The organism is Flagellimonas sp. 2504JD4-2 (assembly GCF_053642935.1).
In genome coordinates, this window is sequence record NZ_JBSIOV010000003.1 from 529,704 (window position 1) to 552,920 (window position 23,217).

The following is a 23,217-nucleotide window of genomic DNA, read 5'->3' on the forward strand; positions in this document are numbered from 1 at the left end:
TACGAAAACATTCCATCTTGAAACTACATAAAATGTGCCAATCTAAAATTTGCGCTCTGGCATAAACGGGTTTATATCCATGGATAGTCTTTTATCCGAGATCAATTCCGTAACCAATTTTCCAGTCGCCGGACCTAAACTCCACCCCATCATGGCATGGCCGGTAGCTATTGTAAGATTATTGAACTGTTTGGCTCGCCCAATGTAGGGAAGTCCATCAGGAGTAACGGGCCTTAATCCACATTGCGCATTGTTCTTATCGGCTTCTGGAATTTTAAGCCCTTTATAATACCGTTCTGCTCCTGCGGCTATAGCTTCCACCCTCTCTTTTCTGATGGTGTTATTGATTCCGGAAAACTCCATGGTTCCGGCAAAGCGTGTATAGCCTTTCATGGGTGTTACAGCCATTTTCGCTTCCATCAATATGGCTGGCATTGATATGTTGGTGGGCGATTCAACATTTATTCGATATCCCTTTCCTGCCTGCAACGGAAGGTTCACCTTTAATTTCTTGGAGAGTTGAGATGTCCAAGACCCAGCTGCAAAAACTACTTCGTCGGCCGAATAACTTCCTTTGTTGGTCTTAACCTCAGAAATTTTATTTCCTTTTGACCCAATATCCACTACCTCCTCGTTTTTGTGAATGGATACCCCTTCCTTGATAAGATAGGCAATCAGCTGCTCCATAAACTGGGTGGGCGTGGTATGACGGTCACATTCGTAGTGGAACGCACCCATGGCGTTGAGTTCAATGTTCGGCTCTACTTTTTTTAGTCCTTCTTTGTCTAAATGGCCAACCTCTAGGTCCAATTCTGCAGCTTTTTTTGCTACAAATTGTTCATGGTCCCTTTCCTTTTCTGTCTGGTATACCATGAGCAATCCTTTCTTTTCAAGATGAAAATCTCCCAGCTCACCGGAAACTTTTATGGCTTCGTAAAGCTCTCGGCTCAACAAATTAATATCCCTGATGACCGGCATGGCTTTTTCCACTTTGGCCTTGGTGGACGATTTTTTAAAATACCAAGACCATTTGATGAAATCCATGTTGAATCTGGGTTTCATATAAAATGGACTGGCGGAATCGAACATGTACTTAATTCCTTTGGAAATCATTCCTGGAGACGCCAACGACACAATATGACTGGGAGTAATGTAACCAGCATTGACGTAGGATGCCCCTCCATTCATTGCTGATTTATCCAATACGGTGACCTTATGGCCTTCCTTTTGAAGAAAGTAAGCGGTTGACAACCCTATTATTCCGCCGCCAACTACGACTACATTTTTGTTTGTGCTCATCCTATATTACTTGGAAGCCATGTGCGTAGGGATCATCTTCGGTGTCAATTGTAATTGTATTTCTGCCGTAGATTTTTGCCCATCCCTGCACACTTGGAACAATCGCCTTTTTACCTTCCAAAAAGGTCTCTTGCTCCACCTTTCCAACAAATTTAGAACCTATATAGCTTTCATGCACGTATTCTTCGCTTAATTTTAACTTCCCCTTCGCATGGAGTTGCGCCATGCGCGCGGAAGTCCCTGTGCCGCAAGGGGAACGGTCTATCGCCTTATCTCCGTAGAACACCGCATTTCTTCCAGAAGAGCCTGTATGGATTGGGTCTCCGGTCCATAGAATATGGGATACATGATTGATGTTCGAATTTTCAGGGTGAACGAAAAGTGTGGGATATTTTTTGTTGATTTTCTTTCGAATTTCCCTTGAATACCCAATCAATTCGCTTGCGGTAAAATCCTGGATCCCGGAAAAATTCTGCTGCGGGTCAACGATAGCATAAAAATTACCTCCAAAGGCGACATCAAATACCAATTCTCCCAAGACAGATGAATCAACAATCAATCCGTCAGCTGCCAGATAGCTCTTTACATTGGTAAGCTTGACCCATTCTACCTTTTTATCCGGTTGATGGTATTCAATTTCAACCAAACCGGCAGGAGCTTCCATGCGAATTTTACCAGGTACTTTAGGCTTGATCAATCCTTCTTCCATAGCCATAGTAATCGTACCAATGGTACCATGACCACACATAGGTAAGCAACCACTGGTTTCAATAAATAGCACGGCAACATCATTCTCGGGATCATGTGGGGGGAACAGTATACTTCCACTCATCATATCATGCCCTCGAGGCTCGAACATCAAGCCAGTCCGAATCCAGTCATATTCCTTTAAAAAATGTTGTCTTTTTTCCTCCATGGTACTCCCCTCCAATTGGGGACCACCTTCAACAACAAGTCTTACAGGATTTCCACAGGTATGGGCATCTATGCACTTAAAGGTATGTACACTCATTTATAAAGTGGGAATTTCTGGTCTTGTTTTTACACCTTCATCAATAATTGATAATACTCTTTTGCGCTCCTCTCCCACAAGGGGTAATCTAGGGGCCCTTACGGTCTCCGTTCCTATTCCGGTGGCAACTTCGGCCAATTTTATATTTTGAACCAATTGTGGGTTGATGTCCAATTCCAATAGGGGCATAAACCAACGATAAATCTCTGTTGCTTCTTCTATCCTTCCAGCTTTGACCAATTTGTAAATGGCTACGGTCTCCCTTGGAAACGCACAAACCAATCCTGCCACCCATCCATCGGCTCCCATCAAAAGACTTTCCATGGCCAAAGTATCCACGCCACCTAAAATCTTAAGTCGGTCTCCAAATGTATTTCTTATCCTTGTAATGTTGGTAATATCCCTAGTGGATTCTTTTACTGCCTGTATGTTATCATTCTTCAACAATTCCTCGAACATATCCAAGGTAACTTCAATCTTATAGTCTACAGGATTGTTGTACACCATAATAGGTAATGAAGTACTTTTTGCCACTGCCTCAAAGTAGGTCATTGTTTCATAATCGGTCGATTTGTAACGCATCGGCGGAAGCATCATAAGTCCACTTGCGCCATGCTTTTCAGCATTTTCAGCTGCCTGAATCGCTCCTCTTGTGGATTGCTCTGCAATATTCATGACCACAGGAACTTTTCCTGCTACCAAACTCACCGTATGTTCTATCAAAATCCGTTTTTCATCCTCATCCAAAGTGCTGGCTTCCCCGAGCGTCCCTCCCAGTATAATTCCGCTTACTCCAGCATCGAGTTGGGCATTGATATTGGTAGCGAACATTTCCAAATCCAATGTGTCCTCATTGGTGAACTTTGTGGTAACGGCAGGCATTACACCCTTCCATTCAAATGACATCATAGTTAAATTATTTTGTTCCAAAAGTAGCGCATCTGTTCTGGCCTATATCACGTTAAATTATCCATTCATGATACTATATTATCTTATGATAGGGCTAAAATTAATTATTTTAGATAATTTTACATCACATGAAGGTATATGCGTTTAAAATACCCAAAAAGCCAGGTGAGAATATCATTGTCCAGTGCGATAAGGGTCCGGTGTTTTTTGACAAACTACATCAACATGAAGAAATCCAATTAAGCCTAGTGGTAGCAGGGCAAGGAAAACTGATTGTTGGCGGAACCGTGCACTCTTATAAGGATGGTGATTTTTTTGTGATAGGCAGCGGACTCCCCCATTTGTTCAAAAGCACTGAGAGTGACAAGGATTCTTTTATGATCTCAGTTTTCTTTACGGAGACCTCGTTTGGCGATACCTTTTTTGAACGCAGGGAGATGGACGGACTCAAAAGTTTTTTCCAGTATGCTGAATCGGGTTTCAAGTTAAGCTCCCCAGAAGAGTCCATCCCAGAAATTATGAAATCCGTGATATCCATGGACCATTTTTCAAGATTCATGACACTCATGCAGTTGCTAAAAAAACTGAGTGAAAAACAAAAGACCAAGCTTTCCAATTTTACCTATCCTAAGGAGATTTCAGATGACCACGGCGAAAGATTACGGTCGGTTTTCGATTTTGTGATGCAAAATTTCAATCAAAAAATAGCGCTGGAAACTGTTTCCGACTTGGCCCATATGACCCCTAATGCATTTTGCCGTTTCTTTAAACAGCGTACCAACAAAACCTTCTTTAAATTTTTAATAGAAGTTAGGGTAGAACACGCCTCCCAGTTGTTGTTCCACAATAAGGACCTTTCTGTTTTGGAGGTTGCGAATTTGTCGGGATTCAACTCTATTTCAAACTTCAATAGAAAGTTCAAGGAAATAAAAGGAGTTAATCCATCGAGATACATCCAATCATTGAGTTAAATTGTTCTTGTCAAAACACTGGATAACTTTTGTTTCTTATTTTTGGCGAATTATCCGATAAACAAACAAAAATGAAAAAAGTACTGCTGTTGGTTGCAGTTTTGGCTGTGTCTTGCAATTCCGCTCAAAAAACTGTTGATAAAAAGACAGAAATACCGAGTATTCCCACGAATCCAGTAACCTATGCTGAAACCATTACCCAGGATGAACTCAAAGAGCATCTTTACATTTATGCTTCGGACGAGTTTGAGGGCAGGGAAACCGGAACAGCTGGACAGAAAAAAGCCATTGCCTACCTAAAAGCAGCGTATGAAGCATTGAATATCCCAGCGGCAAAATCTGATGGCGACTACTTTCAAAAAGTACCCCTTGAAGTTGCAAAGGTTCCAGAAGGGAACATTGCTATTAATGGTAAGGTGTTTGAATTGGGAAATGATGTGCTAACCTTCACAGCTGCCAACGGAAATTTCAACCAAATTGTTTACGTGGGATATGGTATCGAAGAGCCTCAATATTCCGATTACAAAGGATTGGATGTCGCTGGAAAATTGGTGCTGATCAAAGCTGGTGAACCTGTAAATACCGATGGTACCTATGTTGTATCGGGAACAGCTGAAAAATCGGTTTGGAGCAATATGTCGGAAGGTATTGGCAAAAAAACCGAATTGGCAAAGAACAAAGGGGCCAGTGGGGTTTTGTATTATGATGAAAAGAACTTTTCAAGATTTAAGGGGTATTTTGAGTTTATGAAAAACAACGGAAGCGGGAAAATGTCCTTAAAACAAGAAGACAATAGCGGCTTTCTAATTTTGTTGAACCAGAATTCCGCCACCGCTTTAAAAGCGAATATTGAAGAGGATAGTGCTCCAAAGAGCCTAAGCACGGATATCGCTTTGAACGTGAAAAGTGCGAACGATCAAGTCGATTCCGAAAATGTAGTGGCCATAATAAAAGGAAGTGAGAAGCCGGACGAATATGTGGTAATCTCTTCCCACTTGGATCATATAGGCGTTTCAGCAAACGGTGACATAAACAATGGTGCGGATGATGATGGATCTGGAAGTGTCGCGCTACTCGAAATTGCCGAAGCATTTAAATCGGCAGCCAATGAAGGAAAAGGGCCCAAACGTTCTATTGTATTTTTGCACGTTACCGGTGAGGAAAAGGGATTATTGGGTTCACGTTATTACACCGACTTTGATCCTATTCTTCCGCTTTCCCAAACTGTGGCCAATTTGAATATTGATATGATCGGCAGGATCGACCCAAAAAGAACCGGAGACCGCAACTATATCTACCTCATAGGTTCCGATAAGTTGAGTACGGAATTACATAATCTATCGGAAGCGGTAAATGCAAAGTATACCAATATTGAATTGGATTATAAGTACAATGATGAAAACGATCCCAACCGTTTTTACTACCGAAGCGATCACTACAATTTTGCCAAAAACAACATTCCCATAATTTTCTATTTTAATGGCACGCATGCCGATTATCACCGTCCGGGAGATACTCCAGACAAGATAAATTATGACTTATTGGAAAATAGAACTCGACTGGTTTTTTACACAGCCTGGGAAGTGGCCAACAGAGAGAACAAGGTGGTTGTGGACAAGGCTGCCAAATAACTCATTTAGGTTAAAGCAAAGGGTATTTTTGGTGGGTTTAATTTCAGAAACCGAGTTAAAATTTGAAAGCTTTGCTGGAGGTAATTTAAAACCTACCGTTCCTACCTATAAAGTCGTCAAAGTACACTTGTAGTACATAGATTATCAAAATCACCGGAAAAATCAAATAGTCTAACATCATATTCAAGGTTTTTAGATTTTAAATTGTCTCCGGTATAGCTGCTTTTGCCGCTTCATGTCAATCGATTCATATTCTTCGAGCAGGTTACTAGTCAAAATATTTGTCAACCCCGTCCATGAATTCGGCAAACTCTTGATTCTCCTTCAATTTGATTCTAAAAACTGAGGATGCGCTGATCATTTTAATCAATCTGGATAGAAGATAAATGAAGGCAAGATTCGCAAGAACAACTACAGTCCAAAAAACAATCATGCTGTAAACTTAGTTTTTCAGGTGTCATTCATGTATATTCAATTGATGTACAGCTAAATACGATTTACAAAACCTTGTTTTCAATTTTTGACTGAAAGAAAATACATCGAAAATCCAGACCAAAAAACCAGGGCATTTTGGTTAGTTCTGTTTGAGTATTTGGGCATCTTAGTACATCGACAATGGTGGTAACCAGGATTTTGAAGGGTAAAATTTTAAGATTTTGTTAACAAGAAAAACCACAATATTTATAAGGATTTTATGCATTCAAAAGTCAAACCCCTTATGTATATTGCCATTCAGATTAAGACGAAAATTGTTGATAAGTACTTCCTCAACTATTATCAACTGCGTCAGTATAAGTTAGTTTGCAGGCTTTAAACCCTTAAACTTACTTATCATGAAAAATTTAGTATTCAAAATTTTATTGTTAATCGGAATCTGTGCTTTTACAGTTTCCTGCTCAGTTTTATCCACAGATGAAGAAGAAAGTTCGCTCGTCACAGATATTGAAATCCAATCACCTGACAAATCTAAAATTAAAGCTCCAGGTACTAACAATTAGCCTATTTATTATCAGTGCCGTTGCCGGGAAACTGTTATACTTGGGCTTTATTGGAGATAACGACCTGGAAGGTAATTTCATAAGTTTCAGGTGGTTGTCAGCTTTTTTATACAGTTTTGGAACGGAATTATCCTTTCTTTCCTTCGGTTCGCTTATGTGGATATCCACTGTGTTTCATCCTAAAAAATCCCAATCCAAAAAACTGTTCCGTTTTGTTGCCGTGTTAATGCTGTTATTGGCCTTTTTCTTTTTGAGTTGGATTTTTACCGACAAACCTTATTGGACGGATAGTATCGAAATTGCTTTTGCCATGCTAATCAGCATCCCGACCACAATTGTGTTTGTGATGTTCCTCATGTTCATTTCCCGTGAAATTACAGGTATAAAGGAGTTGAGGAATATGATTGCCAATTTCCTGGTTGAAATAAGGAATACGCATGTATTTGGACTACTCAAAAATGCCAACATGCTGGAATCCCTTAATAACCATAATGTCAGTCCAGAACAAAAACAGGAGATACTAGCAAGGCTAAAACTGGAACGAAAAATCATCATGGATAAACTTGACAAAAGTCTGAAAGAGCATTACAAGTCCATCAATCCATAAAACTTCATGGTATGTGTGTTCAATTCATAATGAAATAAGTTAAATTACTCCCTTATATCCCCCATACTTCAGGTTAATTCTGGCAGCGAATTAATCTAAAGAAGCCATGATAAAATCTAAATTTTCAATTCCACACAAAAGTCCATATGCCGATATTGAAGTTGTTGAGTACCAAACCCTTGTCTATCAGCAAGGTTTTTATTTTAGTAATCTTGGAACAGTGATGATACATTCCCAAGAACTGAATCAAGGTTTCTGGGCGCTGTTCTGTTTTTATCACAATAACCGGTACCATTATTTAAGCACCCAAAGCAATTCCAAGTTCAGTAAACGAAGACTGGCAGTCTTGGCCGGTAAATTTTCGAGGGGAATATTTCATTCCGAGCGGGAGAAAAAAAGAATAGGTCTATAAAATCAGTGCATAAAAAAAACCTCCAAAAACGAAGGGTTATCTTGGGTGGAAGACCGGGTTCCCTTCGACAAGCTCAGGACAGGCTTCTCACCCTAATTTTATAGCTGTCCAAAATCAATGCATAAAAAAACCTCCAAAAACGAAGGGTTATTTTGGGTGGAAGACCGGGTTCCCTTCGACAAGCTCAGGACAGGCTTCTCACCCTAATTCGATATCTATCTAAAATCGGTGCATAAAAAAACCCTCCAGAAACGAAGGGTTATCTTGGGTGGAAGACCGGGTTCGAACCGGCGACCTCTGGAACCACAATCCAGCGCTCTAACCAGCTGAGCTACAACCACCATTTAAGCGGAGGCAAAAATACCTTTTTTTCTTAATTCAATCAAAAGAATTTGGGTTTTACCCCAAATAAAAATTCAAAAGGAACATATCATCATGAAACTTAACCCAAAAGGATGCAGTACCCAATGATTTTCATCTTGGAAGTCAAAGTCAAAATTTCAACGCGACTATGCTAATTATGGGCATTTCCTCGTTAAAATACCCATTTTAACAGCTAAAACACACAATTTTTGAGTGTTCACAACAATTAATTTCCAAACAGTCGTTCAGAATTTATTTTTACTATACAGATATTATGGCCTTATGTCTCTGACAACTATCGTAAAACTTAACCGTTTTCGTGCAAAACTCCCTATGTTTTGCTGCGTGCTTTTCTGCGTTTTTGCATTTCACGCCCAACAAAACAAAAAAGACAGTTTAATATTTAAACTGAAGCACTTGGAATCGACAAATCGATTCAATCCAAAGGATACTACCCACATTAAATTACTGGTTAACCTTGCTTTCTCATATCGCTATGTCAATAACGATAGCTTATTATCGATTTCAAATCGAGCACTCAAACTAAGTGAGGCAGTAAACTATGATTATGGTAAGATTAATGCTCTTGAAGCGTTGGGAAATTATTATTCCGACCAAGGAAATGGAAAAAAATCCATGCGCTTCTTTAAAAAGGCCCTGGAACTTTCCCGTGAAAATGGTAACCAGGATGCAGAACTTAATGTTATCAATGGACTTGCCCATGTGCACAGCTATGAAGGTAATTATGCCGAAGCTCTGAATTTATATCTCAAGGCTATTGATATTGCCAAAAAAACAGACAACAAAAATATGTTGTCGATCCTAAATGAAAATATTGCCACGCTATACTCCGACCAAAAAGATTTTAAAAATGCGCTTGTATTTTATGATACCGTACAAGCGGTGAACCGCGAATTGGGGAATGAGGTAATCCATGCTGAGACCCAAAGTAACATGGCTTCGTTATACAAGGATGCCCGGAACTTTGAATACGCCATGTTCAATATCAACAAGAGTATTACAACCTTTGAAAAATATAAAGTCTATGATTGGTTGGCATATGCTTACGAAGTAAAGGGCAGTATTTATCTAGAACAAAAGAAATACCAATGGGCTTTATATTGGTACGACCAGAGTGATATGCTCCATAAGGAACATCTTCAGGATGATAGGGAAAAAATTCAGTTGATGAACGGTATGGCAAAAGTATATCTAGGCTTGGGGCGGGATAGCCTATCCATGGCATATGCCAATGAGGGTTTGCGATTATCCAAAAAAATCAATTCCATCCAAGGTCAGATAGATTGTTCCGAAACCTTATATAAGCTCCATAAAAAAGGAGAGGACAATGTCGGGGCCCTTAACTATTTGGAATCCTTCAAAAAACTGTCCGACTCCCTTTTCAAGGATAAAAACAAACAGAGTCTTGCTCTTTTGGAAACCAAGATGGAATACCAGCAAGAGAAAAAAGAGCTTATCGCTGCGAACCAAGTAGCCCTGGCCAAGCAACGAAACTATATCTACTTTGCCGTAATCATCTTACTGATACTAAGTGTCATTATTTTAGTTGTTCGACGCAATGAGAAAACGCTAAAAAGATTGAATAGGGAATTAAAGGAGAAGTCCGTAGTTGTAAGTGAAAGGGAAGAGCAATTAAACGAAATCAATAGGACCAAAACCAAACTTTTCTCCATTATTGGTCATGACCTTCGAGGACCTATTGGTGCATTACAAGGCATATTGAAACTGTTCACCGATGGAGAAATAGGAAAGGACGAGTTCTTGTCCTTCATTCCAAAATTGAAATCGGATGTAGAAAATATTTCCTTTGCGTTAAACAATTTGCTTTCGTGGGGTCAAACACAGCTCAATGGCGTGGCCACAAAACCAAAGCGCATCTCTTTGGATAAAATTGTAAGCGCCAATGTAAAATTGCTTTCTGAAGTTGCTGCAAGTAAGACTATAAAGATCATGAACCAAATGCCAGAAAATCCCCAGATTTGGGCTGATCAACATCATATCGATATTGTGGTAAGAAACCTATTGAGCAATGCCATAAAATTCACTCCCGACAACGGACTTATTACCATCGAAGCTGAAGAAAAGCGAAACATGTGGCAGGTAATGATTCGAGATACTGGAATTGGCATGAACAAAGAGATTCAGAAAAAGATCTTTGAGGACACCACCAATATCACCACCTACGGCACCAATAATGAACGTGGAACCGGCTTAGGTCTTTCCCTGTGTAAGGAAATGATCATCAAAAACAAAGGTGAGATATGGGTAGAAAGTGTGCTCCGTAAGGGAACTACCTTCTTTTTTACTGTTCCAAAAGCTGAGAAAAAATATCAGCAGGCCAGCTAGTTATATCAGGTCATCCAGATTATCCACAGCGACATAACGTTCGACCGTGAATCCTTCGGCATGTTCAACACCTGTCAATCTGCCTAGATCCCTAGCCCTATATATTACACTGTCAATAAAGTTCTTGCTGCTTATTGGCGTTTCCGGCTCATTGCTCTTTGGGTCATAAAATTGTGAGCTATAGGCTAGGATAGCCTCAGTTTTTTTGTCAATGAATCCTGAGACGTCCATCACAAAGTCAGGCTCCAAGTTTTTCCATTGTATAAAATGATACACCACCTTGGGGCGCCATGCATCTTGCCACGTATCATCCCCATCCATCTTGGTATCAATTTTGACCAAACCACTCAAGAAACAGGCGTCACTTACCAATTCACTGCCTTTGGCATGATCAATATGCCGATCGTCAATGGCATTGCACAAGACTATTTCCGGTCTATATTTCCTAATAATTTTGATGATTTCCAGTTGGTGCTCCTTATCGTTCACAAAAAATCCATCTGCAAATTCCATATTTTCCCGTACCGAAACACCAAGAATTTTGGCAGCATGAGCAGCTTCCTTGTCCCGAATTTCTGCGGAGCCCCGAGTACCCAACTCACCTCGGGTCAAATCAATTATACCAACTTTTTTTCCTCGAGAAACTTCTTTGGCAATGGTACCACCCGCACCTAACTCAGCATCATCGGGATGGGCGCCAAACACTAAAATGTCTAATTTCATATTATATGGGTAATGCTATGGATTTTACCTTGGCTATGGCTTGTTCCAAATCTTCGATTAAGTCTTCTATTTCCTCAATTCCTAACGAAAATCTTATCAAACCATCTTTTATGCCTTGCTTTTCCCGATCCTCAGGACTCATCAAGGCATGCGATGTCTTTACAGGGGAAATTACCGTACTCTCCAGTCCTGCCAAACTCATCGAGGGTTTTATAAGTTTTAGTTGTTTGAAAAATTCCGATATATCGATTTCAGAATTTAATTCAAACGACAACATTCCACCAAAACCTCTCATCTGCGACTTCGCCAATTTGTGATCCGGGTGGGTTTCAAGTCCAGGGTAATATACATTTTCAACATCAATATTCGAGGAGAGGTATTTTGCCATTCCCATGGCATTTGCATTTTGAGCTTTTACACGAATGCCCATGGTCTTCATACTGCGCTCCAACAGCCACACCGTATAGTCACTTAAACTGCCTCCAAAACAGATGGCAGTGGCGTAAATTCTATCTATAAGTTCCTGGGATGCAGAAACCGATCCTGCGCACATATCCGAATGTCCACCCATGTACTTGGTAGCACTATGACAAATAACGTCTATGCCAAAATCTGCTGGGTTTTGGTTAACCGGACTTGCAAAAGTGTTATCTATTATGGATATGATTCCATGTTTTTTTGCCAGGTCTGAAATCCCCTGTAAATCCGTAATGGTCAGCAAGGGATTTGAAGGAGTTTCTATGTAGATTACCTTTGTGTTGTCTTTGATTTCCTTTTCAAAATCCTCAACATTCCAACCATTGGTGAAAGTATACGAAATTCCAAACCTTTCAAATTGGGTAACTGCAAAATTATAGGTCCCTCCATATAAGGTTTGCTGGAGAACAACATGATCTCCCGCCTTTAGAAAGGTCATCAAAGCGGTGCTGATAGCAGCCATTCCACTGCTAAAAATTAGAGCAGCCTCGGAATGCTCCAAGGCTGCTATTTTTTTGCACAATGCTTCTTGATTGGGCGTGTTGAAGTATCTCGGGTAACGCTTTGCATCCACATTTTCAAAGGCGTAGGAGGAACTCATATACAAAGGAGAAACCGCTCCCTTGAATTTGGTATCCTCAACGCTGCCGAAGTGGGTACAGATGGTGTTCATTCCTTTTTTGGTCTCGCTCATTATGCCAAATTTTTAAAGCTAAAGATACGAAACCACCTATACTTGAACACGCTTCCAATTTCCTTTTTTGAACCATACAATAGCTATTATTGCCAGCAGCACTTCTGCTGTGGTAATGGCAATAAACACTCCCATGGCCCCCCAGCCTAAAATCAAGGCAGAAATATAGGCAACCGGTAATTGGAACAACCAAAATGAGATAAAGTTGATCTTGGTTGGTGTCCTTGTATCCCCTGCTCCATTAAAAGCTTGGGAAACTACCATTCCATAGGCATAGAACACGTAGCCCGCTGCTATAATTTGTAAGCAAAGTGCTCCATTTTCAACAACACTAGGAGTGCTATTAAACCATGTGACGATGGTTTTGGCAAAGAACAGATAGATCAAAGAAACCACTCCCATGAAATAGGCATTGTACTTTCCTGTTTTCCAAACGGAAATTTCAGCTCTATCAGGTTTTTGTGCACCAAGATTCTGACCTACCAAGGTTGCCGCAGCATTGCTCATACCCCATGATGGCATCAAGGTGAACATCATAACCCTAATGGCAATGGTATATCCTGCCAACACTTCGCTTCCAAATTCGGACATGATCCGCATTAAGAAGACCCAACTGGAAGTTCCAATTAAAAACTGGGCGATTCCACCTAACGAAACCTTGATAAGATTCATCATCACTCCCATATTCACCACAATATCCTTCGCCACAAGTTTTATCTTGCTCCAACCGAAAAACAAGATACCCAGCTGAAACAATACGGCGGTACCCCGGCCAATGTTGGTCGCAATTGCCGCTCCCATTACACCATATTCTGGAATTGGTCCCCATCCGAAAATGAAAATTGGATCAAGGATTATGTTCAATCCATTGGAGAGCACCAAAGTCCACATGGCAATTGAAGCATCACCTGCCCCACGGAATATGGCATTGATCAAAAACAACAACATAATGGTGATGTTGCCCCCGATCAAGAGTTTGGTATATCCATACCCCTCTTCAATAAGATCGGGCTCCCCTCCCATTAAGGCCAGAATTTCCTTGGAAAACAATATGCCCACAATACCAAGGACAATGGAAATCAAAACTCCCAAACCTATAGCTTGCACCGCGGCGACCCGCGCACCTTGAACATCTTTTTCGCCTATCCGTCGGGCAACAACTGCGGTGGCAGCCATACTTAAACCGATGGCCAAGGCATAAATCAGCGTAATTACCGATTCCGTTAAACCAATGGTTGCAACGGCATTCACGCTAACTTGAGAGACATAAGCAATGTCCACCAGCGCAAAAATGGATTCCATCAGCATTTCCAAAATCATAGGAATGGAAAGCATGAAAATAGCCTTGCGAATACTGCCAGAAGTAAATTCGGTTTCCTTTCCGGTAACAGCTATCCAGAAATATTTAAAGAATTTTTTTAAAGAAAATGTATTTGAATTTGTCATTATTAAAGAATTATGTGTAAGAAAAGAGTGAAAATGTCACGATTCCGAAAGAGGTTCTTTCGGTTACATTTTGGGCTTAAAGCCCATGGTGACATCTATAGCGTACATAATTCTATAACTTCATGATGGCGCAAATATGGGATTTTTTTTTGAAGTTGAAAACGTTTCCCTCAATTATTTAACATAATTGACGCGGTATCTCCAAAGGCTTACCCCTCCCAATATAAACACTCCAAGTACCGTATACCAAACGAAAGAGGGTGTGATTACTTGGTCTCCACTGGCATAGCTATGTAATCCCACTAAATAAAAATTGACCCCAAAATAGGTCATCATGATACTGGCGAAAGCAATAATACTGGCAAAACTAAACGTCCATTTTCCCCGTAACCCCGGTACCAAACGCATGTGCAATACAAAAGCGTAGATCATAATCGAGATCAAGGCCCAGGTCTCTTTCGGGTCCCAGCCCCAATATCTTCCCCAACTTTCATTGGCCCATTGTCCTCCTAAAAAGTTACCTATAGTAAGCATTACCAATCCTGCGGTAAGAGCCAGTTCGTTAATAATTATCAACTCCCTTAGGTTGAGTTCCATTCGGGCTTTATTCTTTTCCGTGGTCAAAACAATCAACAACAAAGAGACCACGCCAAGTATCATTCCCACGGTCAATGGTCCATAACTCCCTACAATTACCGCAACGTGAATCATAAGCCAATAGCTATCCAAAACCGGAACCAAATTGGAGATTGAAGGGTCGACCCAGCTTTGATGTGCAATCCAGAGTAACATTGATGTAACAAAGGCACTTGCTGCAATTGTAAGTTCACTCTTTCTTCCCAATGCCAGTCCAATTCCCAGTGTAGCCCATGAGACGTAGAGAATACTTTCATAGGCATCGCTCCACGGAGCATGCCCTGAGATATACCAACGCATAATCAGTCCCGCCGTGTGCCAAATAAAAAACAATACAATGGTGCCTTTTAACAGATAGGCCGCGGCCTTGAGGGTTTCCCGTTCTTTGAAAATCTGAAGAATCAAGATAACAAATAGCAATATTCCAACAAGAGCGTAATACTGATACAATCTGTTGAAAACATCCAGTTTGTTGTACAGAATCTCGGCTTTTATCTTTTTCTCATCGGGTAAAACCTCCGCGCCATGATTCTTTTGGTTTTGTTTGAAGGCCTCCAACAACTTATCAGGTTCGGAATAATCGTTCGATGCAATGGAGGTTCTCAAAGTACCCAGATAATAGGGCATTGCATTTTTAATGAAATTGGAGTACAACGAGTCTGAAACCTGGTATTGACCGGACCGATATTCTATGGCCGAAATCCATTTGTTGTTTTCATCATTCAGTAACGGAAATATCTTTACAATCTGTCCGCTAAGGGCAATGTCCAACAAATTCAATCGTTCAAAGACCTTTTTAAAATCCTTTTCAAAATTGGATGGATTGGTGGTAGAGGTTGCCTTTTCTACATAAGGTGCAAGCTTAAAATTGCCTTTTGAATCAAAAAAGTCAGTGGCCTTCACATATTTTGTTCCTTTAGGAACATCAATAATCTTTCTTATACTGTCATTTTCTCTTTTGGCCAATTTGATGACCTCGGTATTGTACCAAACCCCAGGATTCATCATCATGGACAAGAACACCTGATTGGCGGTCAATCCGTTGTAGGTACTTTGTCCACTTAACTTTCGTAAAACCTCAGATGCAAAGGTGTGGATAGGTTTCATACGGCCTCCTTCATCCTGAATTACCAAGGCTCCAAATCTCTCGGCATGGCCCTCATCCACCACACTTGACATAATAATGGAATCTACCTGTGCTTTTGAAGGTAAATTCGAATGCTCATGGCCTTCCTCCGAATCTTCTTGTGCGAAACCTAGACTGGATACCATAAAAATCAAAAGGGTCAATGCCGCTTTCTTGACCTTTACTTTTTCAAGAGCTTGTTGTAAATCCCTGAACCTGGTCTTTCCAAAGAACATAATCCCCATTAAACCAATATAGAGCAGGAAATAACCAATATAGGTTATCCATGTTCCCCAGAAATCATGGTTTACAGATAGAATTGTTCCTTTCTCATCTGGATGAAAACTCGATTGAAAAAATCGATATCCCTGATGATCCAAAACATGGTTCATATATATATCGTAATCGAAAGGACGCTTGTCATCGACGGTAATCTTACTCATGAACGAGGCGTAGCCTGTTTCCGTCCCCGGATATTTTTCAGCAATAAAATCATTCAATCGAATTGCAAATGGGAGCTCATACACCTTGGAGCCATAGCTCAGCGAAAAGGCCAATCCCCCGACATTAATTTTATTTGAAAAATTGGAAGATCCTTTTCCTCCTAACAATTTTTGTTCAAAGGTTTCGCCATTGACCGAAATGGAAACCACCAGCGCGTCTTGGGTAGCTTCGGTAATTTCGTTTTCCGGTACCTTGACAACACCATAACTTCCCTTTAGCATGGGTTCCGGAATCACAAACTGCATTCCTGCCATAGTATACAATGACCTCAGCTGCAAGGGTTGAAGACTGTCGTTAACCACCTGCCCCTGAAACTGGTCCGCCATGCGCATAAAAGCACCTGCAAAAGGCGTCTTTATTTGATAATTACCTCCATCCGAGAAGATATTAATAGCACCTGATGTCTCTTTGTTCAATGAAAACAATACATTGTGAATGCTGGCTACGGTCCCGTTTTCCAGAAAATGCTCATGCCTTTGCCCGTCGCCTGCTTCAACAATTTTGAGGTATTCCTTGCCATTCTCATCGGGAATTAGCCCCTCCTCTGCCCCATCAATAAAACCTACATAGGAAATGGTAAAGGGTTGACCATTGAAATCGGAATTCCATGGAAGACTTGAACGTTTCCCCTCAGCAGTAACTATCAGGTCATCTTCTAAAACTTTGCGCTTAGTTTCACCATTGATTTGACCATCAACAAAAGCGGTCAAATAGGTTTTATCAGAAAAAAAGCGGTTTTCTACATTTCCCTCCCGTATGGGCATAATCCCCTCATAACTGATGTAGCGCGTAACGAATGCTCCGACGATAATCAATATCCATGAAAGGTGAAGGACGAGCACGGGCCATTTCTTCCAGCTCAGTAGCTTATATCGGAAAATATTTCCGATAAAGTTTATCATAAAAAAAACCATGATGACCTCGAACCAGGTGGCATTGTAGATATAAATCCGCGCTGTTTCGGTGCTGTACCAACTTTCCACAAAAGTTCCAAAGGCCATTGCAGTAGCGAAAATCAAAAAAAGAATGGCCATTAATCGTGTTGAGAACAGTGTTTTGGAAAGTTTTTCCAGCATAATCGGGAGTCTAAGTAAAAGGCCACAAAGGTAGCTACTAAATGGTTAAAATCCATATAAACATGAAACCCATTTGTCAGCTGATCCAAAACTGTAAGGATATTCATGTTACAGTTTTGTCAACATTTATGAAACTAAAAAAAATGTCCCTAATAAGAGTTCCGCGCCCGATGTCTAAACACTCCTATAAGGAACAATTTGAAGATTCTATTACTTTCTAGTTCATAGTGCTATTATCAAGTTACAATGCGTTCAAATATGCCTTTAAATCACTTTTTTGTCTACCGTTCATACGAAGATTAAAATGGTCATTATAGTGGTCTATCACATCATCCAAATCCGTGAATCTGCCATCATGATAAAATCCACCTTTGGATTTTGCAAAAAGGCCTCGAAGTGGAGGTGTGCGATATTTTCCTGTAGGTGATCTATCCGCCTCGAAGCCATCGATTCCAATTTCTTCCGGTGAATGAAGCTCATCATCGCTAAAAACGGGAGCCGGGTGGCAACCCGCACATTTTGCCTTGTGTTCGAAAATTTTTCTGCCGCGTATGGCCGCTTTAACCTCAAAACCGCCGTCATCCGGTTCAGGAGCCAAAAGAGATAATTGATATTCACGAAGAGCTTCCAATTTTGGGCCAACCAGGTCCTCCTCCACCATGACGTCGAACGCTCCTCTTTTAACTGCTATTGGAAACTTGACCGGGTCGTTCAATCTTGGGTCTGCAAAGTTACCTTGTCCTCCCATTTCCAAAACGGCAACAAACCTATTCCAATAGGTTATATCTCCCCATCCTGTATATGTTGCTTTCTCGAGTCCTTGTAGTCCATGTGCTGGAGGGATTAAATTAGCTGCAATGGACCCATCAGGTTTGGTAGCTTTGCCATCCAATAAAAGTGCCGCAGGAAAACGTCCAGGACCCCAAGCATTCAATACAACATTCAGCGTGGCAACATCTACCTCAAGCAATTCGGCTAGGGGAGCGTTATCCGTAATTCCGATAATGGCTCCGACATTTAAATCCCGATTGGGCCAGCCATCAAGTCGCTTCCCTATTCCAGTAGTAAAAGAGTCATCAACTGTGGAATGGCAGAGTGCACAGGAAATTCCTACTGAAGTTAGACTTCCAGCATCATCGAAGTTTCCTTTGACCCCCACAACCGCATTGAGACTTAGTAAAGCTGCTGTTGTTGCAGGATCATCCAAATCCACATCCCCTGATGCAATTGCATCCAAAACACTCTGAGGCAATGCATCCACATCAACCTTTAGTCCAACAGCTAAGGCCGTGTTTGGGCTCACCCCGGGACCAAATCCTCCGTTGTTCTCTCCTAAAACGGCTTTATCAAGTTTAAGCACTCCACTCCAAAAGGCTTCATCGCCAAAAGTGTCAAACCTGAAAATTTCTTTGCCCTCGGCGACAAGCGTGGGATTCAAATCCAATTGGATTGGTGGCGGAATAATCAATTCTCGAATGTCAGGGCCATCGTCTCCTTTAAAACATCTCGCAAACAATAACAAAACCAACAAAAGCAGGAAGGGGCCAAGTATTTTTTTCGTTTTCATAACAGATAGAAGTTTAAGGTTCAAAATATTTCTGGCGTAGATGCCGGGCAGCTAGATCATAAGCAAACAGGATCTGATTGCTTGGAACATACTATACTTCTATCTTTTGATAGGAAACTTTAGAAAAGGTTACAAAATTCACAAGGTTTTTGCGCAATCAACTTATATAGGGTTTAGGACAGTATGGAGACCATCACTTTTTCGGTTATGTTGTCGCACCTGTTAAAGCCAAAACCAAATACATCTTCTTTGCTTGCAGCCAATTCGTAAAGCTTTTCCTTTAACGTATTCTTGGCTCTGTGCAGGCGAACTTTCACATTGGCCTTGGTAATGTTCAAACAGTCAGAAATTTCGTTGATGGACATTTCCTCAATCTCTTTTAGTATGTAAACTGTTCGATATTTGATGTCCAGGGCATCAATGGCATTTTCCAAAAGTTGCTTTGCTTCGTTTCTGATAATGCGCTTTTCGGGATTCAGTTGATTCTTATCAGGTATTTCTAAAATGGTATTTTGTTTTGTTTCCGAAGGTCGCTGGTAAAGATGAACAACCCTGTCTTTTTCTTTTAACCTTGCCAAAACCTCGTTTATTCCTATCCTTATCAACCATGTTCCGTAAGCGGAAGATTGTTTAAATTGATACAGCTTTTCGAATGCCTTTAAATATGTATTCTGCATGATATCCTCTACTTCCGATTCATCCTTAATATAACTTCTGATTACCCGAAAGAGTTTTTGATTGTTTCTCCTCAAGAGTATCTCATACAGTTCCCGCTCCCCGGAAAGAATACGCTTTATGATTTCCGATTCGGAAAGCTTATGGTACTTAAAACTACCAAGTTGAATGGGTTCCATATTTAGTTGCTTTGCCTTTAGATATCAAATCCAACAAATAGTTACAAAATTTTGTAACCTTTTTTCCCCTTACCTATCTAAAGTTAAAACTTAAAAATTATGGAGTCAAATATTGCATTGGTAAAGTCTGTATTGAAGTTTACCTATGGTTTAGTTCCTATTTTGGCAGGACTGGACAAATTCACCAACCTATTGGCCGATTGGGGACAGTATGTTTCCCCTGGGTTGTCGGAGATACTTCCTCTGGAAGCTGGAACGTTTATGGTAATCGTGGGCGTCATTGAGGTTGTAGCCGGTATACTTGTACTAACAAAACCCAAGTTGGGAGCGTTGGTTGTAATGTCTTGGTTGGTTGCAATTGCCTTGGTCCTGGTTTTCAGTGGCAAGTTTATTGATGTTGCCGTTCGGGATTTGGTCATGGCTGTTGGTGCATTTTCTTTAGCCAAATTGTATACCTCCGAATCGTCTTAATAGTTAAACAATACAACCATAGCATTTATCTTTTAAACATCAACATCTTGGTAAATGGAAGCCTAAGTCTATTCAACATAATAAGAAACAATATCGGCCACCTTAAATAAGGTGGCTTTTCTTTTAACCATTTGTTTTGAGTTGCTATTTTTGAACCATGTATTCCATTATCCTTCTTGGAACAGGCAATTTGGCCCAACATCTTTTTGATGCCTTTATTAAAGCGCCCCGGGTCGAAATTGCGCAGGTATATGGAAGAAATCCGGAAAAACTTAAACGCTTTGAATCGCGGACAGCAGTATGTTCGGATTCCACAAAAATCAAAGATGCGGATGTGTATATCATAGCCGTAAAAGATGATGCCATACGGGAAGTAGCCCAACTGATTGGGTCGAAAAAAGGAATTGTGGTCCATACTTCCGGGGCAATGAATATGGATTGTATCCCCGTTGCCAATAGAGGGGTATTCTACCCTCTTCAGACGTTTACCAAAGGAAAAACTTTGGATTGGAAGGACATACCTGTCTGTCTGGAAACTACTCAAAAATCCTCTTTTGATGTCTTGAAATCCCTGGCAGAACAAATTTCAGACAACTTCCACGCAATTGATTCACAACAACGTAAAAAGCTTCATCTGGCCGCGGTGTTTGTCAATAATTTTACAAATCATTTATACCAAATTGGCGAAAATATTTGTCAAAAGGAAGGGCTTTCCTTCTCACTCTTAAAACCCTTGATAAAAGAAACAGCCGAAAAAGTCCAAGATATATCACCTTTGGAAGCCCAAACAGGGCCAGCTCGAAGAGGAGATACAGCGAGTATAAAAAGTCACCTAAGTTTGCTGAATAATCAAAAACATGTCGAACTTTACAACTTGTTCAGCGAAGCCATAAAAAAAGCATATGAAGAAAAACTATAAAGAACTACTTAGCGAAATTACCACCTTTGTTTTTGATGTAGATGGTGTGTTTACCGATGGTTCATTGTTGGTGACCACGGATGGGGAAATGCTGCGGAAAATGAACGTCAAAGATGGATACGCGGTTAAAACAGCTCTTCAAAAAGGCTATAATATTTGCGTGATTTCTGGGGGAACCAATCCTGGGGTCAAGGAACGTCTGAAAGGTCTCGGGGTGACAGACATTTATTTGGGAGCGCATCATAAGGAAGAACCTTTGGATGAGTACTTGGACATTTATAACATCGACCCGAAAAATGTGCTTTACATGGGTGACGATCTTCCTGACGTTCCACCCATGAAAAAGGTAGCGCTAGCAACATCGCCCCAGAATGCTGTGGCAGAGGTTAAGGCAATCTCCGACTATGTTTCCCATAAAAATGGCGGTGATGGATGCGTTAGGGATATCATAGAACAAGTACTGAAGGTACGTGGGGACTGGAATGATAATTTCAGTGCAAAAAATGACTGAGAGTAATCCGCTACAAGAAAAATTAAAGGACTATAAGCTTATTCTGGGCTCTGGTTCTCCCCGAAGAAAACAGTTTCTCGAAGATTTGGGGCTTCAATTTGAGATTCGTCCTAAATCCGTCGAGGAAATTTATCCAGAAAATTTAAAGGGAGAGGAAATATCAAGGTTTTTAGCAGAGCTAAAAGCGACTCCTTTTAAAAAAGAACTTCAACCCGACGAAATTGTGCTTACCTCAGATACCGTAGTCTGGTTCAAAAACGAATCCCTGGCAAAGGCTTCCAACGCCGATGAAGCTTATCAGATGCTTCGCACGCTATCAGGTGACTGGCACGAGGTAATCACATCGGTGTGTTTTACTACTGCTACTTCCCAAAAGACTGTGAGCGCCACAACTTGGGTGAAATTCATGGATTTTAGCGACGCGGAAATCAATCATTATATAGGTCTATGTAAGCCATTTGACAAGGCAGGGGCCTATGGTATCCAAGAATGGATTGGAATGATCGGCATCTCGGAAATAAAGGGTTCCTATACCAATGTGGTCGGACTCCCCACTCATTTAGTTTACAAAACGTTAACAGACATGGTTTCCTAATCGTGTATGCTTAACTTTATACAAATTCTTAGGACATGAAAAAGCTTTTCCAAATTGAATTGATCGCTATTGGGCTTTTGTTGATTGCTTCCTGTGCGGATAAAAGCAAGACCTCCAATAAAGAAATGGCCATGAACGATGAGCCTATTATCACAAAGGCCATTAAACCGAAACAACCACTTTCTGAAGATTTCAAAAAGTACTGGTACAATGGAAAGGCTGAAATCACGTCATATAAACTGGAACAAGCGAGGTATGGACAGATTCGGGATGGACATTCCGTTTTGATCTATGTCACAGAACCCTTTTTGCCAGAAAAACAGGTAAAAGCGGACCGAAACAATCCAGAAAATGTTTCTGTTCTAAAATTAAATGCAACCAAAAAATATCTTACCGGTATTTATCCCTATTCCGTTATGGGAAGTACATTTTACCCGGTTTATGACAATCAGCATGCGATTAAAACCAGTTTGTCAATGCAAGAATGGTGTGGTCATATGTATTCCCAAATCAACAATAGGGGACAGTTTGAGTTCACTTCCCATTCCTATTTTGAAAGTGAGGCAGATCAGAACGTATCCCTGGAAAAAGATGTTTTGGAAAATGAAATCTGGAATAAGATTAGAATCAATCCATTGAACCTCCCAACTGGAAACCTTAAAATGATTCCTTCATTGGAATATATACGGTTGCGTCATAAAGAACTTAAGGCATACGATGCCATTGCCAGTTTGTCGACCCAAGATGGTCTTAGCAGCTATACCATCACCTATCCGGCTCTTGAAAGAAGCTTGACCATAAATTTCAAAGCTGAATTTCCTTATAGCATTGAAAGCTGGACCGAGGAATTTAAAAGTGGTTTTGGGCCAAAAGCGAAGGTGTTGACAACGCGGGCCACGAAGCTAAAATCCATAAGCACTGCTTATTGGGGTCAGAATGGAAATGAAGACGTCGTTCTACGGGACAGTTTGGGGCTAAACTAGCGCTGATTTGTCCTAAATCCATCCTGTTAAAGATGTTCTAAATAACATCGGGCGTGGTTCGAATCT

At 40.7% G+C, this 23,217-nt stretch carries 20 protein-coding genes and 1 tRNA gene; 10 read left to right on the forward strand and 11 right to left on the reverse strand.

Annotated features, from left to right (window positions below):
- Positions 1-42: 42 nt before the first annotated feature.
- From ACULLH_RS13705 to ACULLH_RS13715, 3 genes are read right to left on the reverse strand one after another with little or no spacing between them, the layout of a single operon-like run.
- Complete coding sequence (locus tag ACULLH_RS13705) at positions 43-1,299, reverse strand: NAD(P)/FAD-dependent oxidoreductase (protein ID WP_454089322.1); 1,257 nt, start codon at positions 1,297-1,299, stop codon at positions 43-45.
- A gap of 1 nt (position 1,300) precedes the next feature.
- Positions 1,301-2,311 (reverse strand): 4-hydroxyproline epimerase, encoded by a 1,011-nt coding sequence (locus tag ACULLH_RS13710; RefSeq protein WP_454089323.1) that lies wholly within the window; start codon positions 2,309-2,311, stop codon positions 1,301-1,303.
- A complete protein-coding gene (locus ACULLH_RS13715) occupies positions 2,312-3,217 on the reverse strand; it encodes a dihydrodipicolinate synthase family protein (RefSeq protein ID WP_454089629.1) in 906 nt (301 codons plus the stop codon).
- Between the two features lie 131 nt (positions 3,218-3,348).
- On the opposite strand from ACULLH_RS13715, the gene ACULLH_RS13720 reads away from it, so the two are divergent.
- Positions 3,349-4,191, forward strand: coding sequence for an AraC family transcriptional regulator (locus tag ACULLH_RS13720; RefSeq protein ID WP_454089324.1), 843 nt, complete (start codon positions 3,349-3,351; stop codon positions 4,189-4,191).
- A 71-nt stretch (positions 4,192-4,262) separates the two neighbouring features.
- Complete coding sequence (locus ACULLH_RS13725; RefSeq protein ID WP_454089325.1) at positions 4,263-5,822, forward strand: M28 family peptidase; 1,560 nt, start codon at positions 4,263-4,265, stop codon at positions 5,820-5,822.
- 268 nt (positions 5,823-6,090) lie between these two features.
- Here ACULLH_RS13725 and ACULLH_RS13730 read toward each other — a convergent pair whose 3' ends face one another.
- A complete protein-coding gene (locus ACULLH_RS13730) occupies positions 6,091-6,255 on the reverse strand; it encodes a hypothetical protein (RefSeq protein WP_454089326.1) in 165 nt (54 codons plus the stop codon).
- A 479-nt stretch (positions 6,256-6,734) separates the two neighbouring features.
- Here ACULLH_RS13730 and ACULLH_RS13735 point away from each other — a divergent pair, with 479 nt between their 5' ends.
- Together ACULLH_RS13735 and ACULLH_RS13740 are read left to right on the forward strand one after the other, a co-directional pair.
- Positions 6,735-7,427, forward strand: coding sequence for a hypothetical protein (locus ACULLH_RS13735; RefSeq protein WP_454089327.1), 693 nt, complete (start codon positions 6,735-6,737; stop codon positions 7,425-7,427).
- A 106-nt stretch (positions 7,428-7,533) separates the two neighbouring features.
- Positions 7,534-7,839: a hypothetical protein gene (locus ACULLH_RS13740; protein WP_454089328.1), complete on the forward strand. Its 306-nt coding sequence runs from the start codon at positions 7,534-7,536 to the stop codon at positions 7,837-7,839.
- A 266-nt stretch (positions 7,840-8,105) separates the two neighbouring features.
- Here the strand turns inward: ACULLH_RS13740 and ACULLH_RS13745 are convergent.
- Positions 8,106-8,181, reverse strand: a tRNA-His gene (locus tag ACULLH_RS13745).
- Between the two features lie 438 nt (positions 8,182-8,619).
- On the opposite strand from ACULLH_RS13745, the gene ACULLH_RS13750 reads away from it, so the two are divergent.
- The gene (locus ACULLH_RS13750) at positions 8,620-10,569 is read left to right on the forward strand and encodes a tetratricopeptide repeat-containing sensor histidine kinase (RefSeq protein WP_454089329.1); all 1,950 of its coding nucleotides are present in this window, start codon (positions 8,620-8,622) and stop codon (positions 10,567-10,569) included.
- Here ACULLH_RS13750 and bshB1 read toward each other — a convergent pair whose 3' ends face one another.
- The 6 genes from bshB1 to ACULLH_RS13780 all read right to left on the reverse strand — a co-directional run bounded on the left by bshB1 (position 10,570) and on the right by ACULLH_RS13780 (position 19,672).
- Entirely contained in the window at positions 10,570-11,292 is a 723-nt protein-coding gene (gene bshB1, locus ACULLH_RS13755) for a bacillithiol biosynthesis deacetylase BshB1 (RefSeq protein ID WP_454089330.1), read from the reverse strand.
- Position 11,293: 1 nt separating this feature from the next.
- Positions 11,294-12,463 (reverse strand): trans-sulfuration enzyme family protein, encoded by a 1,170-nt coding sequence (locus tag ACULLH_RS13760; protein ID WP_454089331.1) that lies wholly within the window; start codon positions 12,461-12,463, stop codon positions 11,294-11,296.
- A 36-nt stretch (positions 12,464-12,499) separates the two neighbouring features.
- Positions 12,500-13,909, reverse strand: a complete 1,410-nt coding sequence (locus tag ACULLH_RS13765; protein WP_454089332.1) for an MATE family efflux transporter — start codon at positions 13,907-13,909, stop codon at positions 12,500-12,502.
- A 174-nt stretch (positions 13,910-14,083) separates the two neighbouring features.
- The gene (gene ccsA / locus ACULLH_RS13770; protein WP_454089333.1) at positions 14,084-17,251 is read right to left on the reverse strand and encodes a cytochrome c biogenesis protein CcsA; all 3,168 of its coding nucleotides are present in this window, start codon (positions 17,249-17,251) and stop codon (positions 14,084-14,086) included.
- Positions 17,252-17,492: 241 nt separating this feature from the next.
- Complete coding sequence (locus tag ACULLH_RS13775) at positions 17,493-18,818, reverse strand: hypothetical protein (RefSeq protein WP_454089334.1); 1,326 nt, start codon at positions 18,816-18,818, stop codon at positions 17,493-17,495.
- Between the two features lie 173 nt (positions 18,819-18,991).
- Positions 18,992-19,672, reverse strand: a complete 681-nt coding sequence (locus ACULLH_RS13780; protein ID WP_454089335.1) for an RNA polymerase sigma factor — start codon at positions 19,670-19,672, stop codon at positions 18,992-18,994.
- A 99-nt stretch (positions 19,673-19,771) separates the two neighbouring features.
- Here ACULLH_RS13780 and ACULLH_RS13785 point away from each other — a divergent pair, with 99 nt between their 5' ends.
- The 5 genes from ACULLH_RS13785 (at position 19,772) to ACULLH_RS13805 (ending at position 23,151) form a co-directional block, all read left to right on the forward strand.
- A complete protein-coding gene (locus ACULLH_RS13785; protein ID WP_454089336.1) occupies positions 19,772-20,143 on the forward strand; it encodes a hypothetical protein in 372 nt (123 codons plus the stop codon).
- Positions 20,144-20,300: 157 nt separating this feature from the next.
- Positions 20,301-21,062 (forward strand): Rossmann-like and DUF2520 domain-containing protein, encoded by a 762-nt coding sequence (locus ACULLH_RS13790; RefSeq protein WP_454089337.1) that lies wholly within the window; start codon positions 20,301-20,303, stop codon positions 21,060-21,062.
- Positions 21,046-21,573 (forward strand): KdsC family phosphatase, encoded by a 528-nt coding sequence (locus ACULLH_RS13795; protein WP_454089338.1) that lies wholly within the window; start codon positions 21,046-21,048, stop codon positions 21,571-21,573. The genes ACULLH_RS13790 and ACULLH_RS13795 overlap by 17 nt, the downstream gene beginning before the upstream one ends.
- Complete coding sequence (locus tag ACULLH_RS13800) at positions 21,566-22,168, forward strand: Maf family nucleotide pyrophosphatase (RefSeq protein WP_454089339.1); 603 nt, start codon at positions 21,566-21,568, stop codon at positions 22,166-22,168. The genes ACULLH_RS13795 and ACULLH_RS13800 overlap by 8 nt, the downstream gene beginning before the upstream one ends.
- 35 nt (positions 22,169-22,203) lie before the next feature.
- Entirely contained in the window at positions 22,204-23,151 is a 948-nt protein-coding gene (locus ACULLH_RS13805; RefSeq protein ID WP_454089340.1) for a septum formation inhibitor Maf, read from the forward strand.
- The last annotated feature ends 66 nt before the right edge of the window (positions 23,152-23,217 follow it).

Bases quoted from the DNA above. Each gene is read 5' to 3' on its own strand.
- ACULLH_RS13705 (WP_454089322.1), bottom strand. From the start codon at position 1,299: ATGAGCACAAACAAAAATGTAGTCGTAGTTGGCGGCGGAATAATAGGG.
- ACULLH_RS13740 (WP_454089328.1), top strand. From the start codon at position 7,534: ATGATAAAATCTAAATTTTCAATTCCACACAAAAGTCCATATGCCGAT.
- ACULLH_RS13730 (WP_454089326.1), bottom strand. From the start codon at position 6,255: ATGATTGTTTTTTGGACTGTAGTTGTTCTTGCGAATCTTGCCTTCATT.
- bshB1 (WP_454089330.1), bottom strand. From the start codon at position 11,292: ATGAAATTAGACATTTTAGTGTTTGGCGCCCATCCCGATGATGCTGAG.
- ACULLH_RS13795 (WP_454089338.1), top strand. From the start codon at position 21,046: ATGAAGAAAAACTATAAAGAACTACTTAGCGAAATTACCACCTTTGTT.
- ACULLH_RS13780 (WP_454089335.1), bottom strand. From the start codon at position 19,672: ATGGAACCCATTCAACTTGGTAGTTTTAAGTACCATAAGCTTTCCGAA.
- ACULLH_RS13735 (WP_454089327.1), top strand. From the start codon at position 6,735: ATGAAGAAGAAAGTTCGCTCGTCACAGATATTGAAATCCAATCACCTG.
- ACULLH_RS13760 (WP_454089331.1), bottom strand. From the start codon at position 12,463: ATGAGCGAGACCAAAAAAGGAATGAACACCATCTGTACCCACTTCGGC.
- ACULLH_RS13785 (WP_454089336.1), top strand. From the start codon at position 19,772: ATGGAGTCAAATATTGCATTGGTAAAGTCTGTATTGAAGTTTACCTAT.
- ACULLH_RS13790 (WP_454089337.1), top strand. From the start codon at position 20,301: ATGTATTCCATTATCCTTCTTGGAACAGGCAATTTGGCCCAACATCTT.
- ACULLH_RS13800 (WP_454089339.1), top strand. From the start codon at position 21,566: ATGACTGAGAGTAATCCGCTACAAGAAAAATTAAAGGACTATAAGCTT.
- ccsA (WP_454089333.1), bottom strand. From the start codon at position 17,251: ATGCTGGAAAAACTTTCCAAAACACTGTTCTCAACACGATTAATGGCC.
- ACULLH_RS13720 (WP_454089324.1), top strand. From the start codon at position 3,349: ATGAAGGTATATGCGTTTAAAATACCCAAAAAGCCAGGTGAGAATATC.
- ACULLH_RS13715 (WP_454089629.1), bottom strand. From the start codon at position 3,217: ATGTCATTTGAATGGAAGGGTGTAATGCCTGCCGTTACCACAAAGTTC.
- ACULLH_RS13725 (WP_454089325.1), top strand. From the start codon at position 4,263: ATGAAAAAAGTACTGCTGTTGGTTGCAGTTTTGGCTGTGTCTTGCAAT.
- ACULLH_RS13805 (WP_454089340.1), top strand. From the start codon at position 22,204: ATGAAAAAGCTTTTCCAAATTGAATTGATCGCTATTGGGCTTTTGTTG.
- ACULLH_RS13710 (WP_454089323.1), bottom strand. From the start codon at position 2,311: ATGAGTGTACATACCTTTAAGTGCATAGATGCCCATACCTGTGGAAAT.
- ACULLH_RS13775 (WP_454089334.1), bottom strand. From the start codon at position 18,818: ATGAAAACGAAAAAAATACTTGGCCCCTTCCTGCTTTTGTTGGTTTTG.
- ACULLH_RS13765 (WP_454089332.1), bottom strand. From the start codon at position 13,909: ATGACAAATTCAAATACATTTTCTTTAAAAAAATTCTTTAAATATTTC.